9 protein-coding genes are annotated in these 16,992 nt (G+C 44.6%); 2 read left to right on the top strand and 7 right to left on the bottom strand.

The window, feature by feature from the left end:
- Positions 1 to 216 precede the first annotated feature (216 nt).
- Positions 217 to 3,198 (top strand): TonB-dependent receptor, encoded by a 2,982-nt coding sequence (locus AXF23_RS03430; protein ID WP_107624306.1) that lies wholly within the window; start codon positions 217 to 219, stop codon positions 3,196 to 3,198.
- A 329-nt stretch (positions 3,199 to 3,527) separates the two neighbouring features.
- Positions 3,528 to 4,943 carry a hypothetical protein gene (locus tag AXF23_RS03425; RefSeq protein WP_107624305.1) on the top strand — a complete coding sequence of 472 codons (1,416 nt, stop codon included), beginning with the start codon at positions 3,528 to 3,530 and terminating at the stop codon, positions 4,941 to 4,943.
- A gap of 703 nt (positions 4,944 to 5,646) precedes the next feature.
- On the opposite strand, the gene AXF23_RS03420 is transcribed toward AXF23_RS03425, so the two are convergent.
- The 7 genes from AXF23_RS03420 to AXF23_RS03390 form a co-directional block, all read right to left on the bottom strand.
- Positions 5,647 to 6,855: an MFS transporter gene (locus tag AXF23_RS03420; RefSeq protein ID WP_009010521.1), complete on the bottom strand. Its 1,209-nt coding sequence runs from the start codon at positions 6,853 to 6,855 to the stop codon at positions 5,647 to 5,649.
- A gap of 478 nt (positions 6,856 to 7,333) precedes the next feature.
- Complete coding sequence (locus AXF23_RS03415; RefSeq protein WP_107624304.1) at positions 7,334 to 8,341, bottom strand: 4-hydroxy-3-methylbut-2-enyl diphosphate reductase; 1,008 nt, start codon at positions 8,339 to 8,341, stop codon at positions 7,334 to 7,336.
- 252 nt (positions 8,342 to 8,593) lie between these two features.
- A complete protein-coding gene (locus AXF23_RS03410; protein ID WP_107624303.1) occupies positions 8,594 to 14,143 on the bottom strand; it encodes an alpha-2-macroglobulin family protein in 5,550 nt (1,849 codons plus the stop codon).
- Between the two features lie 89 nt (positions 14,144 to 14,232).
- Positions 14,233 to 14,853, bottom strand: a complete 621-nt coding sequence (locus tag AXF23_RS03405) for a radical SAM protein (RefSeq protein ID WP_107624302.1) — start codon at positions 14,851 to 14,853, stop codon at positions 14,233 to 14,235.
- Positions 14,838 to 15,539, bottom strand: a complete 702-nt coding sequence (locus tag AXF23_RS03400; RefSeq protein ID WP_107624301.1) for a carboxypeptidase-like regulatory domain-containing protein — start codon at positions 15,537 to 15,539, stop codon at positions 14,838 to 14,840. Before AXF23_RS03400 ends, AXF23_RS03405 begins: the two co-directional genes overlap by 16 nt.
- 11 nt (positions 15,540 to 15,550) lie before the next feature.
- Entirely contained in the window at positions 15,551 to 16,258 is a 708-nt protein-coding gene (locus AXF23_RS03395; protein ID WP_107624300.1) for a carboxypeptidase-like regulatory domain-containing protein, read from the bottom strand.
- Between the two features lie 11 nt (positions 16,259 to 16,269).
- Positions 16,270 to 16,986: a carboxypeptidase-like regulatory domain-containing protein gene (locus AXF23_RS03390; protein WP_107624299.1), complete on the bottom strand. Its 717-nt coding sequence runs from the start codon at positions 16,984 to 16,986 to the stop codon at positions 16,270 to 16,272.
- Positions 16,987 to 16,992 lie beyond the last annotated feature (6 nt).

The raw sequence follows: 16,992 nt of genomic DNA, 5'->3' as shown, positions 1-16,992 counted from the left end.
ATCTGTCACGTTTTTGCGCACATTGCTCACTCTATGTGCAACCCTTTCAGAGGATTACACACCGTGTTTTCCTACGCAGAGAACTTTCATTCGGCCTCAACAACCAGCCGAACAACAACTATTTTAATAAATTACTTATATCTCATTAAACCTTATTCTTTTTTCATCGTCATACTTATCGTCCTACGACAAGATTAAGAACTTAACAATAAACTTATGGTAAAAAGACTGTTGACGTTTGTTCTTTTGCTGTCTGGCTCTATATCGATGCTGGCACAGAACAGGACAATTACGGGATCTCTCTACGATGGAGAGTTAAAAGAAAAGGTACCTTTTGCTGTTGTTCAGCTGCTGAAGCAGGACAGTAGCTACGTCGTTGGTGCCACATCAGACGAAGCAGGAAGCTTTAAGATTACGGCTCCTAATAACGGACGCTACATCTTAAAGGCATCGTATGTAGGCTACAAGACTATTTTCCAAAACATTACTATTGCCAACGAGCAGGATGTCTCGGTAGGACAATTAGACTTCCAAGTAGACACAAGGACATTGAAAGAGGTTAAGGTAGTGGCCAGTGCACCGAAAGTAGTCGTTAAAGCCGATACCTTTCAGTATAATGCTTCGGCCTATCGAGTGCCTGAAGGCTCCACTATCGAGGCCCTCGTAAAACGCTTACCGGGTGCAGAAGTGTCAAGCGACGGTACGATTAAGATTAATGGTAAGGAGGTTAAGAAGATTCTTGTAGATGGGAAAGAGTTCATGGTGGGCGACACCAAGACCGCAATGAAGAACCTTCCTACCTCTATCATACAAACGATTAAGGCCTACGACCAGAAGAGTGACCTCAGTAGAGTTACTGGTATTGATGACGGAAACGAGTCGACAGTACTCGATTTCGGTATCAAGTCGGGTATGAACAAGGGTCTCTTCTCTAATATCGACCTCGGTATCGGTACGCAAAACCGCTATTCAGAGAAGGCGATGGGCGCTTACTTCAATAATAAGTTCCGTATGATGGGCTTTGCATCAGCCAATAATGTCAACGACATGGGCTTTGGAGGTGGTCCACGTGGCGGCTTCGGCGGTGTGCGCCAAGGTCTGAACGCTACCAAGATGGTGGGTCTGAACATGAACTACGACAATGGTAAGACCCTACAATGGGACGGTAGTGTGCGCTGGAACCACGCTAATGGCGACTTAAACACACGTGTAGCGAGTGAGAACTTCGTAGCACGACAAGGCTCATTTGCGAACCGCTTGTCACAAGAATACACCAGGAGTAACTCTTGGGATGGGCGTTTCAGACTCGAGTGGCGTCCCGACTCTGTATGGAACATTATGTTCCGACCAAATTTCCGACTAAGTAAGAGCGACGGACAGGTCGTTAGTTCGTCTGCAGCCTACAATGCCGACCCCTACGAAACGGTTGACGATCCATTGTCAACAGCCGCTATCGCACAGCTGAAAGGGCTTGGCGTGATGGTGAACACACAGCGTAACATGACCATCAGCTATGGTAACACCACTACTTTGGGGGCTATGTTACAGGTGAACCGCAAGCTCTCCAGCAACAGACGAAACGTCACCTTGCGCACAGATGCCAACTATAGTAATTCGGACTCTAAGACGTTCTCAACACAAGACATTGAGTATTTTCAGTTGCAGGACGCTCTCGGTAACGACTCTACCTACCGTGCTTACCGCTACAACCTCATGCCGACAAAGAGCTGGGACTATGCTTTGCAGGCTACTTACAGCGAACCAATAGCTCGCAAGACTTACTTGCAATTCAGCTACCAGTTTAAGTATGGCTTCTCAAAGAGCGACCGTGACACTTACGACCTGTCGGCTTTACCATCAGGGACGTTCGGTAGTTTGAAACCTGCCTACCGTTCATGGGACAACTATCTCGGCTTGTTGACCAACCCATTGGGCAACTACCTTGATAATAACTTGAGTCGATACTCTGAGTATCGCACCTATACTCACGACATGCAAGTGATGATGAGGATGATACGCGACAAATGGAAGATGAACGTGGGAGTAATGTTCCAACCACAGCACTCCACTTACATGCAGGACTACCTCGGTGTACATGTCGACACAGCACGCACGGTATTCAACTGGAGTCCTACCTTCGACTTCCGTTATAAGTTCAGTGAGCAGAGCAACCTACGTATCAACTATAGGGGTACGATCGCTCAACCAACAATGAGCCAGCTGCTTAGTATCGTCGACAACACCGACCCACAGAACATCTCAATTGGTAACCCTGGTCTGAAACCAGCCTTCACCAATAATTTCCGCTTGTTCTATAACACCTATAAACAGAGTCATGCGCAGGCGTTGATGACCTTTGCAAACTTCTCAACAACCCGAAACGCCATAGGAAACAGTGTCACCTACGATGCTGTCACAGGTGCTCGTACGATACAGCCTGTCAATGTGAATGGCAACTGGGGAGCTGATGCAGGACTGATGTATAACATGAGTATCGACTCAGCTGGCGTATGGAACATCCATAGCTTCAGCCGTGCTAACTTCAACCGCTACGTCAGCTATCTACAGCTGAACCGTACAAGTAGCTTAGACAAGAATATCACGAAGTCGCTTAACTTAGCTGAACGACTTGCTGCAAGTTATCGTACATCGTGGTTGGAGTTAGAGTTAGACGGGTCAGTAGACTATACTAACACGAAGAACAACCTGCAGAGTATGAGCAACCTACGCACATGGCAGTTCGCTTATGGTGGTACGCTGAGTCTTAACCTACCATGGAACATGAGCATCTCGACCGATCTCCACCAGAACAGTCGACGTGGTTATAGCGACGCTTCATTGAACACTAACGAGCTACTTTGGAACGCACAAATATCACAGAGTATGCTAAAAGGAAACGCACTGACCTTCAGCTTGCAGTTCTATGACATCCTTCGTCAGCAAAGTAACCTCTCACGTGTCATCAACTCGGTGAGCCGTACGGATACAGAATACAATAGTATCAACAGCTATATCATGCTGAGAGCAACCTACCGATTGAACCTCTTTGGTGGTAAGAACGCTATGCCGAAACCAAAGGATGGTCCTGGTTTCGACCGAAACGGGCCGGGTATGGGCCCAGGTGGCGATCAGCGACCTCCAAGAGGCGAACGTCCACCGGGTCCTCCACCATCAGGCGGTGGCTTCGGTGGCTTCTAATAGACAAGATATATGGTTAGCGTAGGGGCGTGAGCGCTGTCTGACTGAGGATAAAAGACAAGGTAACAGTGCGAACAAGATTAGGCTGACAATAAAAGAAAAGACATAGGAGTGAACGACGACAGACTGAACAAACGACGTCGATACCAGAAAGAGCGAGAGAGCCTCACCCCGACCTATCTCCTAACGAAGCGGGTCAGGGGTGAGGCTTCATTCTTTTAAGAACTCTTGCACAGTCCTTTGAAAATGCTTACCTTTGTCTGCAAAGCTAAATCTTACAAGGGACTGAACCCTAACAAACAAATACATTGAAGATACAAAGTCGTAAAATGAGACAGACCAATCACTTTATTATTGCTGTGGGCTTGCTGTTTGCGCTCTCTGCAAACACACACATCGCTCACGCACAGGGACGAAATATGCAGGAGAAGGTGAAGAACTATTTCCTACAAACACTCAAAACAAAACAGGACGAGGAGCTGAAGAGCAAGGAGGCCTACCAACGTAACCGACCTTATACGACGTCTATACAACAAGTAATGAAGGCTAATGAGATTGCAGAAAACCAAAAGATGGTGTGGACGGCATGGTGTGAAGCCAACCGAGCGTTGAAGGAAGAGAAACTTGCCAAGCCCGAGGACTTACGGAAAGGGGTGAAGGCTTCATGGCACCTGCCTGTGGCTTTGGAGAAAGATGCGGTCATGCCCTACTATTACGGATGGAAGGGAAGCAGCGAGGGAAAGTTGCCCTTGTTTCTTTACCTGCATGGTTCTGGTCCGAAAGAACATGAATGGTCTACCGGACTTGCCTTAGGTAACAGGTTCAAAGACGGTCCTTCGCTCTATTTCATCCCACAGATTCCTAACGAGGGCGACTACTATCGCTGGTGGCAGGTGGCTAAGCAATTTGCTTGGGAACGCCTTCTCCGACAAGCACTCGCCGAGGGCAATGTCGATGCCAACCGCCTTTATGTCTTCGGAATATCTGAGGGAGGCTACGGCAGTCAGCGTCTTGCCTCGTTCTATGCCGACTACTGGGCTGCAGCGGGGCCTATGGCAGGGGGCGAACCACTGAAGAATGCACCGATAGAGAACTGTGCTAACATAGGGTTCTCATTCCTTACCGGGGCTGACGACACTGGGTTCTACCGCAACATACTGACTTACTACACGCAAGTGGCCTTCGATTCGGCACAGTTGGCACGTCCCATGGATGCCGACAAGCGGCCGCTCTTTGTTCATCGCATCAATCTTCTACCTGGGATGCAACACCATATTAATTATGACCTCACCACCCCTTGGCTGAGAAAATTTGTCCGTAACCCCTATCCAAAGACTGTTCTTTGGGAAGACTACGAGATGGATGGGCGACATAGGTCAGGTTTCTACAACCTTCAAGTGATAGCTTCTCCTACGAAGAATCGCACCTACTATGACATGACTATCCATGATAACGTGGTAAGAGTCAGTATTCGAGAGGTGGAATACACCGCTGTTGAGCGTGACAAACAATGGGGAATTGAAATGAAATTCAACCGTAACTACACCACAGCAAAGGGTGGACGGCTACGTATCTATCTGAACAATAAGCTCGTAAACATGGCTAAGCCCGTGACAGTCGTCGTCAATGGGCAGGAATGTTATCGTAAGACTGTGAAGCCAAACCTGCAAGACATGATAAATAGTTGCACCGAATACTACGACCCCTATCGTGTTTATCCAGCCTCTATCGAGGTTAGTTATTAGGCTCAATGGGCTTTTCAAGTGGCGACACAAGGGTTTTTCATAGTGTTAACGGCTGATTATCTATGCGAGGAGTATGTATCGAACAGGTTGTAAAACACAAACATAGCGAGGGCAGATAGCCTTGTCTTCCCTCGTTCTCACCCCTTACTACTCTTTAACTCCTTAACGGCTTGTCAATAATTTTCGCCCCTCTTGAAACTAATACACGCCCTTCTACGTTCAAGAAGAGGCCCTTCTGCGTTCAAGAACATGCCTTTCTTGCATGCAAAAGACGCCCTTCTTGAGGCAAGAAAGGCGTCTTCTTCAACAGAGTATGTAATATGCTGATATATTACAAGTTACGAAGTTCGTTTTTACAGATGATATTGTCTTGATTTAAGGACAAACCTGTGTGTTTTTGTCACATATTTTCATGAATTAAGAAAGTTATCTGAAGGTTTAATCCTCAGAGGTTTTCACAGAATGAGTAAGGACCTATTCGCACCCGAGAAGGTACCTTATAGCAGTGCCTTCTATAAGGTTGTCGCACGAAAGAGATTGTGCACTTAGAATAAAAGAACCATCAAAAACGGGACTACCTCCGTAAAGGTAATCCCGCAAATCTAATACTTCTAAAGATTATGATGTGCTATAAGCCTATAGTTAAGCGTCTCATCAAGAGCTTGTTGTGTAGGAACTTAAAGCACTTTCAGACGATATTCTGTTAACGCAACTTATAGCCCTTGAACGCATAGAACATGATATAACCAAAGCATACAAAGCAAAGACCATAGGCATATCGAGCATCTAAAACATCCTTTAAGAGGCCAAACAACACTGTGATAGCTGCTCCACCGATAAGTCCCATGGTTAAGAGTGACGACCCTTTCTTGGTGAACTTACCCAAATCCATCAGTGCTAAAGGCCAAAAAGCAGGCCACATCAGTGAACAGCCTAAGGCCATGACACCAACACTAAAGATACTATAAACCCCTGGGAGAAGGACGACAAGGGCAGTGCCCAGCAAGGCTACGAACGAACATATCTGTAAAGCACGTGTCTGAGAAAGATACTTAGGGATAAGGATAATTCCCGCTATATATCCAATACTAATACTAATCGGTGTTATCCAAGAGTAGTTCTCTGGATGAGTAAGCCCTAACTCGTTTGCATAATCAATCAGTGTACCCAAGACGATGGTCTCTGCACCAACATAAAAGAAGATGGCAATAGCGCCAAGAACCAAATGTGGAAACTGGAAAACAGACTTTTTACTATTCGCATAAGCAGACACCTCTTGGTCAATCTCATCTGTTTCACTACTATCCTCACCAGCGGCCTTCACCTCTGGTAATGGTGATAAAAGCGCCACAACACCCAAAGCAATGAAAAGAAAGATAATCACAGCAAAGGGTTTACCTAAGTCATCTATAGCAACACTGCCTGAGGCTCCTGCAAAGAAAGCAATAAACAGAGGCGATACTGGCCAAGCTAACTTGTTAATCATACCCATAATAGAGATACGCTTTGCGGCACTCTCCGTTGGTCCTAATATCGTAACGTAAGGATTAATAGCTGCTTGTAAGAAGGTATTGGCCGTTCCACAGAAAAAAGAAGCCGTCAGGAACAAAGGAAAACTCTTTGCATCTGCCGAGAAGATAAATGCTCCGAAAGCTATGGCAAACATTCCAAACGCAGTAGCCATCGTACGCTTATACCCTATCTTACTGATTAATATTCCCGCAGGATAGCCAAAGATGAGGAAAGGAAGGAATGTTGCACCAATAAGCATATACGCTTCCATGGAAGAGACGCTTAACGACACCTTCAATACTGGTACCAATAAAGAATTAATACCCAGTGCAAAACCACAAGTGAAAAACATTAGTCCTAAGAATGCCATAGGTACAAGGAAACTCTTTTGTTCTTTCATAAGTCTATTAACAACACTTTTGATGAATACTATTATATATGTAATATGGGACTATAAGAGATATGCTCCAAAATAAAGGAGTGATGGGATGCCCACAAGCAAGAATGATGCACAATGTTTTCAGTGCTACAACGCTTTGATAACAGGAACAGAGATGTCAAAGGATGTGATTGAACACTAACCTTAGAAATGGCACCTTCTCACTTCTTTAAGCGTTATGAAAAGATTACCAAAGAGTATATAAGTCCCTAAACACCTATTATCAACGACTGATATGCTCTATCATTTATAATTGTTGGAAGGCCCAACAAATGTTACTCTGTATGTTGTCATTTCAAGAGAAAACCTAACTCAAGTGTTGCAATAAAGCCACATTAAATCTTGAATGACGGTGCAAAGGTACAAAAAAAATGCGAAAGTCTATCATAAAAAGATAGCTTTCGCATTCAAACTCTTCGTAAAAAGATAAAAAAAAGTGTCATTTCGTATGTCGAAGTATCTCATCACGACACTCCTCCATCAGCCATTTTGGTGTACTCGTTGCGCCACAGATGCCTACTGTCTCTACCCCATTAAACCAGTTCATGTCGATTTCATCAGCGCTCTCAACCTGATGGGAGTTTGGATTCACACTTAGGCACTCATGGAAGAGGACCTTACCATTCGAACTCTTACGCCCTGCCACGAAGAGAATCAAGTCATGACGGGCAGCGAAGGTAGAGATGTTGGGCATGCGATTAGCCACCTGTCGGCAGATAGTATCAAAACTTTGGAACTTAGCATCAGGGGAGATATGACGCTGGATGTAGTCTATTATCTTATGAAACTCATCCAAACTCTTTGTCGTTTGAGAGTAGAGATAAATGTCATGGGTGAAGTCTAAGGCCTTTACATCCTCAAACTTCTCTATCACAATGGCATGACTATGGGTCTGACCAACCAGTCCGAGAACCTCTGCATGACCGTTCTTTCCAAAGATGACAATGGAGGACGACGCACTAAGGGTTTGTCCCTCGCCCACTGCAGGAGGGAGAGATACAGAGGAGGAAGATGTCGTGTCTTCTCCTTTTGTTAAGGGTCTGAGTTTTGATGGGTCGTCGACAGTTGTGTTACCCTTGGATGTTATCATATAAGAAGACTGTCGTCCCTTCTCATACTGAGTCTTGATACGCCGCTGAAGGGCGAGGACCACGGGGCAAGTAGCATCTATGATCTCAATGTTATTACGCCTTGCAAGCTCGTAGGTCTCGGGAGGCTCGCCATGAGCACGCAGTAGAACCTTCACATCATGAAGCTCGCGCATCTGCTCATGGTTGATGGTGATGAGTCCTTTCTTCGTCAGACGCTCCACCTCCATACTGTTATGTACGATGTCACCTAAGCAATATAACTTTGTCCCTTTGGCTAATTCTTCCTCGGCTTTCTTTATGGCTGTGGTCACACCAAAGCAAAAACCACTACCGTTATCTATCTCTATTTGAAGCATTCCTACTATTTGTATAAAAGAGTGAGAGGAGTGGATGGGAGGTAAGGAAATATCCCCCTATCCACCTCACTACCTAATAACTCGTTCACTTGTAGACTTGTCTACTTGTCAACTCATCAATCTTTACTTGTCACTGAAACGAATGAAAGGAAGTTAAGACACTACCCCCTATCCGCCTCACTATCTAATAACTCGTTCACTTGTAGACTTGTCTACTTGTCAACTCATCAACTTGTCTACTCGTCTACTTATCTACTCCTTCACCTGAATAACCATGGCTCCAGTGCGTCCGCTATACTCTGGTGCGTATGCACACTGTACTGTACAGGTTCCAGTTTGGTAAACACCAGCGCGATCAACGTAATACTCGGTCTCAACAACATGTTTACCCTTAGCCATCTCATCGAAGTAATAGTTAGTGGTGTAGTCCTTTGGAGCAATATAATACCCCCAACGATAACCACTCAACTGGCTGACAGGCTCAAGGCAGGCCGCACGCTTGTCAACAACCTGTACGAAATCGTAATCACGATCAGCAATGATTGTCAAACGGATGCGCACCTTGTCACCCACCTTAAGGTGCATAGTCTTCTTGAAAGACACGCTATCTACCAGCACCTCACGCATAATCTTCATTCCAGATGCGGCTGCAGAGATGTCTGTCGAAGCCTGGAAGAACTGTGCATAGACCGCCCCCCAGCTGGTGCCTGTGCTTGTCTTATTGATTGTTAGCTCATGACGGGAAGGCGATTGAATGTCGACAGGCTGCGTGGCCTTCACATATCCCAAGCCAGCAGTAGGCTGTGTCGTCTGTAAAGGTTGGTTGTCAAGCAACAACGTAGCGTGTTCTCCGTTCTGCATCAGCCAGTTACCCTTATTTGTAAAGGCCCAAACAGCATTAACAGAGTTCAATGGTGTGTCCCAAGCCTGCGTGCGCTTCTCCTGTAAGAGCCACCGCTGCATCTCGAGAAGCGTCTTACTATCGTTAGGTGCGATGGTCTTTAAAGCCTCGATAGCCGCTACCTGCGTTGGTATCTTATAATCACGCCAACTGTAATAAGCGTTTTTAGAATCAAAGTAACGCCCCTTCTCCTCCGTATAAACCGTATATTCCTTGATACTCTGTAGGTATTGACGTGCCTTCTCAATCCTACCATACTGCTGAAGAATTACTGCTGTGTTAGCCTTACCATAAATGGTTAATTCCGTAGGCCTCTTGGTCAAGCGGTCAATGAGGTACTTTATATCATTTGTAGTTCGGTCGTGATAGAACAAAGCATTGGTGTAGAGATAATCACAAAGGTCATCAGACGGGAAGAGAGTAGTGTCATACTCCTTCTCGTAACGCTTCATCTCCTTCACACACTTAGCCACCTTCTTATCCATAAAACGGAAAGAAGCCTTAATCATGTCCGTTTGCTCTGGTGTAGGAGTCGTAATACTCTGCAGACGAGCGAGTGTCTTTGTCACCGCAACCGTCATATACAGACTTCCCTTCATCTCTGGCCACCAAGAGAACGAACCATCAGATTGCTGCAAATCCTTCAATTTCTTGAAGATTGAAGTAAGGTTGTTCTGCAACTGATTAGCGTCGAAGAAACGCACGAGTTGCTGTTTTTGTTCGCTTTCGTTCTTTGCCTCCATCACCCAAGGCGTCTCATTAAGTGCCAGCGACTTAAGTTCTTGATTCTTCTCCAAAGCCGACATCATTGAAGTCTCCTTACTGCTCTCCTTCTTCCATTGCTCAATAGTCTGCTTAATCACTGGTGAAGTACTCATGATGTGATTACCCAAGTAATTTGCATAATAAGCCGATACAAGACTGATAGCATTATCGTCATTTGTCTTAGAGATGTATGGCAAGGCTTGAATCATCAACCAGTTAGGGTTGTTAGTGTACTCTACTGTAAGTTTCTGGTCGGTACTCTTCTTTGGGAAGAGCTTACTGATATCTATTGTCTTAACGCCCGCCTCATTCTGAGTAAACGGATAGGTGTTTGTAACATACTCCTTATTAGGAAGTACTGAAAGGTAGTGTTGCTCCCCATCAGAGAACCCACCGCCCTCAACCAGGAAGCGTACAATGAGCAAGGATTGGTCAGCTGTAAGCTTGTTAGCGTCCTTTGCCAACAATGAAGCTAAACTATATGTTGCCGAACCACCCCCCTGTGCCTTCAAGACAACAGCCTTACTATCCGTGAAGAGCACCTTCTCCGTTGCAGGGTCAAGTATTTCAATCTTTGCCTTAGCATTGATATCCTTCTCAGAAAGGTTGAACAAGCGCGCAGAAAGCATCGCCTCATCACCCATACGGACAAAGCGAGGCATGTTAGGTTGCACCATCAAGGTCTTCTGAGCCACGATGTCATCAGAAAGGAAGCCATTGTTCATATCCTCATCGTGTGCTAATCCCATGAAGCGCCACGTTGTTAAGCTCTCAGGAAGGGTAAACTTAATACTTACATTACCGTTCCCATCTGTCTGCAACTGTGGATAGAAGAAAGCAGTCTCATTGAGGTTCTCACGCATAGAAGGCTTTACAGTCTTCGTTTTGTCCTTTTCTTGTTTTATCTCCTCATCTTTCTTGATCACAGGAGCAGTAAATTTCACTTCCGATCCATTGTCATCTTCATAGCCATCCTTAGATACCTCGGCCATAGGAGACTCCTTTGTCTCAGCCCGTGAATCAAAAGTACGTGTCATACTCATCATCCTGTAGGATTGAGAAGAGTAATCACGTGTATCTGGAAAACTAAATTGTTGTAAGAAGCGGCTATCAAACTTTGAGAAAGACAACTGATCCACATTATAATAATGAAGGTTTGCATCAGCTGAAAGATAGAAGCCACTATAGCGAGGACTACGCCATTCAGCAAATGTATAGTTAAGTGAGAAGAAGTTGATAAAGCTCCATGAATGAGACATAAGCTCGTCAAGACTCTTATCATAAAGCGTTGCCATCAACTGAGCATTAGCCGCCTTACCATCAGGACGATTAATGGTCACTGTCCATTCCTCCTGTTGTCCTGGGGTGAGCTTATTACGGAATGTCTTCCATTTCACTATTAAGTTCTTATCTGGTAACGGACGGCTAATCCTCTCAGAATGCCTATACAGAACGCCATTCTTTACCCAAGCATAATTAAGAAATATCTCATCACCATACTCTTCCTTATATATAAACTTGCGTGTCGTTATACTATTACTCTGATTGAAAGCACCTGTCTCAATCACTTTATCGCCTGAGAAGATAGAATAAACAACATACTGATTCTCATCGCTTGAGCCTACCTGCATATAAATAGGACCTCCATCACGAGGGAATTGGTTCCCACTTAGATAGAACCAGTCATGTGTCTCAATAACAGGACGCTTATCGTCTAAAGAGAAGACAATAAAGTCGTGGTCTATTGTATCCGTCCCACAAATTGCATGTAGACGATAAGTTCCAGAGGACAAAGCCTTTATAGCAACCTCCTCATTAGCCTTCACGGTCGTGTAATTGCCATATACATACTTACTCTTATCCTTCTGCTGTGGTACTATCACATATTTCACGGTACCATCAAGAGTATTTCCTGCAACATTATAGTAACCGAACTTTATCGTTTTAAGGCTATTGCGCAGATTCTTATAAGGGAGATTACAAGACAAGAACGTCTCTTTTGTCCCTATTGGTAACGACGCATAGCCCTCATGTGTCTCACCGGCAGCATCAGTCACCGACGCTTCCACACTAAAACGATAGAATAGTGAGCGAAAGTCTTTATTACCGGCTTCTATTTCCTTCATGACCTTGTCAGAAAATACAAAAGGTACGGTAACAACGAACTCACCCTTATCATCTGTCATAACGTCCTGTTCGTTCACGCTTGCAACGTCTTCATAGAAGCTACACCAATAGCTTGTATTACGCGTGACAACGTAATGCACCTTTGCACCTTGTACTGGTACACCAGCAAAACTCTTAGCATGTCCAATCAACTTGATAGTGTCACCGATAGCATACTTATCCTTATATTCGTCAAAACTTACGTCAAACGTTGGGCGCTTATACTCATCTACCGAGAATGACTCATACCCTTTTGTACCATAATCTGCCTTGATAGAGAATCGTCCAGTCAGTCCACTTGTAGGCAGCTCAAAGTCGGCTGCAGCAGTACCGAAGCTGTCTGTAGTCACTGACTTACGCCCAATCTCCTTATAATTAGCGTCACGTAAGATCATATCGAAGGTTAGTCCGCCTGCAGCTTTCGTCTTATAGCCTTGCTTTGTATTCTGATAAGCAATGACAGATGCGTGCACTGTCTGTCCAGGACGATAGATACTCCTATCCGTGAAGACCTCAGTCACCAAGTTGTCATAGTTTCTCCCACTGTAATCATACGAACTTTCCAGTCTTACTTCCCTAAAGGCTTTGTCCTTACTCGTAGCGACATAAATCTTTGGGGTATTGCTTTCCGACTCAAACACGACCTCCCCTTTCTTGTTCGTCACCTGCTTCTTTACAACAGAAGGCTTACCATAATATTCTGCATAGGTAGCTCTAACCTTTACATCGGCTACTGGTTGCCCATCCACAACATTAACTACAACATACCGTGACAGCCCCTTCGGCTGCTGTTCAGACATTACATAGAGGTCACTAACATAGTAGAAAGCATACTCTGGTAGGACATCCTTATTAGAACTCTCTATCTTAATAAGGTAGACACCCAAAGGTAATGTAGGCATTAAGAAGGAGTCCTTCACTTCTTCATAGTCCTTATAACCAGTGTAAGTACGGATGATTGTCTGCTTTGTTGCGGGCAACAGGCTTGCCATCAACTTGTCCCTATCCTTCTCAACATTGACACGAAGGAGGTGATCTCCAGCCAGTCTCGTACGTGTAACAGTTACGGTAACATTCGACAAGTTGCGTGTATTCAGTCTAACCCAGTTATTCTTCTCCGACGAACTAACATTAGACTTATCAAAACGAGCATCGAACATCGGTTTTGTCAGTGACATACGGATATTACGTAAACGCACTATTCGCTTCCATGAGGCCCATCTAACGAGGGCATCATCAATATAAGCTATCTTCTTCTCAACGGGTGTGTCCTTGCCCATACATAGATAACGTTGTATTGCAACTTCCCCACTTATAGGTAAGTCGCTATACTCTTGCATGAGTGAGTCGAGCTTTGGAATACTCTCTTCCTTCTCCTCTATCCCCATCAAGGCCGTGTAGCAAGCTGCTTCTCGGTTTCCAACACTTTTGTAATAACTATGTAGTTTATCGTAGTTACCCACCTGCATACCAATAACATGCAACAGGTCGCCCTTGAAGATATTATCGTCTTTACCGATTTCTACCAACGGCTGAAAGTCAGCTGCTTTCTGGCTTGCCAACAGAGAAGGATTGGCAAGTGCCTTCTTAAAGTAGTCGTCAGCATTACCATCATCTTCATTCCGACTTATCACACCCAAGACACAGTTGTAGATAGCCGATAAGACTTCATCCTTACCTTCTACCATCTTTGCCTTTGCCTTCAATCGTTTAAGCTCCACCTCAGCAGAGTCTGGAGCTATCTCTGTCTGTAACCTTGATGCCATCAGACTTGCTGCCAACACCTGTCCATAGGCTTTCTCCTTCTGTGCCTTCCGTTCAATCTGCTGCAATAAGCTGATTTGTGTCTTTGGCAGGTCCATTCTCTCTGCTTGATTTACTTGTTGCCATAGGACATCAAAACTCTGTGCTGTTACGCTGATAGGCAACAACAGAAATATAATTGATAAAATGATAAGGGATTTTCTCATACTCTCTTTCTTTTTATTAATTGCAAAGATAATGATTTCAAAGGATATTTCAAAAGATGAACTATGTATATTATAGAGTATTAATATTCCTACCTTATTATATAATTAAACGTATCGAAGCGTGTAAAGCCCATCTTCTCCAACTGCTGCCGACTCTCTTGTCGGTCTTTGTCTGTGTTATATTTGGGTATCAAGGGTAAACGAATAATCACCTTATCAGCATACCCGTTCGCTGCTAACCACTGAAGGTTACTGATTACCAGAGCGTTGTCTTTACAAGTGTATGCCTTATAGATATCAGGGTTCATATCCTTAATATCAACATACCACAGCTTTATCAAAGGGGCAACAGACTTGACCCTCTCAAGCTGTACATTAAGTGATGTCTCTATTGTCAACATCCATTCAGGGTTCATTATGCCTGCAAAGGCCTTGATGAAGTCTGAATGTAAGAGGGGTTCACCACCTCCAAAGCAGATGCCACCACCCGTTGCCATAAAGTAGAGGTCGTCTATCTCCACCTCACTATATAACTCTCCTGGCGTCATCCTGCACCATACCCCGTCAGCTTGTAAGCACTGAGGATTTAAGCAGTAGACGCAATGAAGCGGACAACCATGGAACCCTACCAATGTTGTTACGCCCTCCCCATCGGTAGAGAGCCTATGCCGATTGATGGCTATAAACGGTGATGTTAATTCTGACTGCATTTCTCTTGATGGGATTGCGGGGCTGCACTGTTTTCTAACTCTTTCTCTAAATACTCCCTGTCTATCTCTCCTACTTTGTCAAGAGAGGGCTCTAAACGGACAACCATATCGTTAGGATTACGAATAGACTTCACTGCTATCACCTTATTTATATACCCATAAGATGAGAACACGAGCGTGTCATTGCGGTTAACCTGCAAGGCAAACCTTCCATCCTCGCCCAAAGACACTCTCTTCTTACCACCTTGTATAATAATATTAACCTCAGAAGCTGCATCACCAGATGACGCATTAAGCACTCGCCCACTAATAGCTATGGAGCACTTCAAATCTCTTGTGCGTGCTTCTGGCATAACTTCTGTCTCGCCCTGAACTAACATATCAGTAGAATCCTGAGCTTTGCTCTCAACGTTGCAAGCTTTGGGACTATTCTGACATGATGTAAGCGGGACCGTAGCAACACAAATGCCTGCAGCCAAACCAGCCACTTTCATGCCCCATCCCTTGCGTTTCCGTTCTCTTAACTGTGTCTCTAAATAGCGTATCTCTGCCTCACAAGCAGGGCAAGTACCCGCACACTCCCCTTCATAGTGACATTCTTTGGGTTGATAGCTAATACCATTCGCATTTGCTATCTGCTGCCGAATACTCTTTAATAGCTTACAAGTACTCTTTCCTTTCACCATAACCTTAATCTTTACTTACACTTCTTCGTCTTCTCCTTATGCGACTTCACCTTATAAGTCCTACGACCATATACATCATCGTTATATACTGTCTTCGTAAATACAGCAAGGTCTCCAAGTAGCAAATTTCCATCGGTTTTAAGAATAATAACATTATTCTCTGAACGTAAAAGAGAACTTACACGAACCTTTTGCTTCTCATAACCGATATATGAAATAACCAACGACGTGTCTGATGGAACTTTCAAAGCAAACTGTCCATCTATATCTGTTGCAATGCCCTTGTTTGTTCCGTCTATAAAAACACCTGCCCCTATCACTGGTTCTTTATTTTCTTCGTCTATGACCATTCCACGTACAACCACAGGTGATGCACAACCATCAGAAAGGTCTACTACCTTTACATCGCCTTTCTTAGCTGTATGTACAGGACGATTAGCCGTACTATCAGGCTTAACACCTTGCGCAGCAGCAGTCATCGGCATTACCGTAGCGCAGATACCAGCAGCAATACCAGCTACCTTCATACCGAAGCCATTACCCTTACGTGCCTTTAACTCATGTTCAAGATAACGTATCTCCTCCTCACAAGCAGGACAAGTACCCGCACAATCCCCCTTGTGCTGACACTCTTTGGGTCGATAGCTGATACCATTGGCATCCGCTATCTGCTGCCGAATACTCTTCAGCAACTTACAAGTACTCTTTCCTTTTACCATAATCCTTATCCTTACTTACACTTCTTTTTATTCTTCTCCACGTGTGACTTTGGTTTATAAGTCATGTGACCATACACGTCATCGTAGTTTGGCACAACAGTCACGACTCCTCCTGCTATGCACGATATACCCGATAAATTAGAGACTTCCAGTATGATAACATTATTATCAGAACTTAAAAGAGAACTTACACGAACCTTCTTATCCTTACAACCTATATATGAAATAACCAACGACGTGGCTGATGGTACTTTCAAAGCAAACTGTCCATCTATATCTGTTGCAATGCCCTTGTTTGTTCCGTCTATAAAAACACCTGCCCCTATCACTGGTTCTTTATTTTCTTCGTCTATGACCATTCCACGTACAATCACAGGTGATGCACATCCATCAGAAAGGTCTACTACCTCTATAGGGGCTTTCTTGGCAGTTTGTACAGGAGGGTTAGCCGTACTATCAGACTTAACAGCTTGCGCAGCAGCGGTCATCGGCATTACCGTGGCGCAGATACCTGCTGCGATACCAGCCACCTTCATACCGAAGCCATTACCCTTACTTGCTTTCAGCTCTCGTTCAAGATAACGTATCTCCGCTTCACAAGCAGGACAAGTACCCGCACAATCCCCCTTGTGGTGACACTCTTTGGGTTGATAGCTGATACCATTGGCATCCGCTATCTGCTGCCGAATACTCTTCAGCAACTTACATGTACTCTTTCCTTTTGCCATAATCCT

This window comes from Prevotella sp. oral taxon 313, assembly GCF_003043935.1.
GTDB classification, from domain to species: Bacteria; Bacteroidota; Bacteroidia; order Bacteroidales; family Bacteroidaceae; genus Prevotella; species Prevotella jejuni.
Note: the sequence above shows the minus strand (reverse complement) of the source record. Positions and strands in the feature narration are given on the sequence as shown.

Coding starts and splice junctions, on each gene's coding strand:
- AXF23_RS03430 (WP_107624306.1), top strand. CDS start 217: ATGGTAAAAAGACTGTTGACGTTTGTTCTTTTGCTGTCTGGCTCTATA.
- AXF23_RS03425 (WP_107624305.1), top strand. CDS start 3,528: ATGAGACAGACCAATCACTTTATTATTGCTGTGGGCTTGCTGTTTGCG.
- AXF23_RS03420 (WP_009010521.1), bottom strand. CDS start 6,855: ATGAAAGAACAAAAGAGTTTCCTTGTACCTATGGCATTCTTAGGACTA.
- AXF23_RS03415 (WP_107624304.1), bottom strand. CDS start 8,341: ATGCTTCAAATAGAGATAGATAACGGTAGTGGTTTTTGCTTTGGTGTG.
- AXF23_RS03410 (WP_107624303.1), bottom strand. CDS start 14,143: ATGAGAAAATCCCTTATCATTTTATCAATTATATTTCTGTTGTTGCCT.
- AXF23_RS03405 (WP_107624302.1), bottom strand. CDS start 14,853: ATGCAGTCAGAATTAACATCACCGTTTATAGCCATCAATCGGCATAGG.
- AXF23_RS03400 (WP_107624301.1), bottom strand. CDS start 15,539: ATGGTGAAAGGAAAGAGTACTTGTAAGCTATTAAAGAGTATTCGGCAG.
- AXF23_RS03395 (WP_107624300.1), bottom strand. CDS start 16,258: ATGGTAAAAGGAAAGAGTACTTGTAAGTTGCTGAAGAGTATTCGGCAG.
- AXF23_RS03390 (WP_107624299.1), bottom strand. CDS start 16,986: ATGGCAAAAGGAAAGAGTACATGTAAGTTGCTGAAGAGTATTCGGCAG.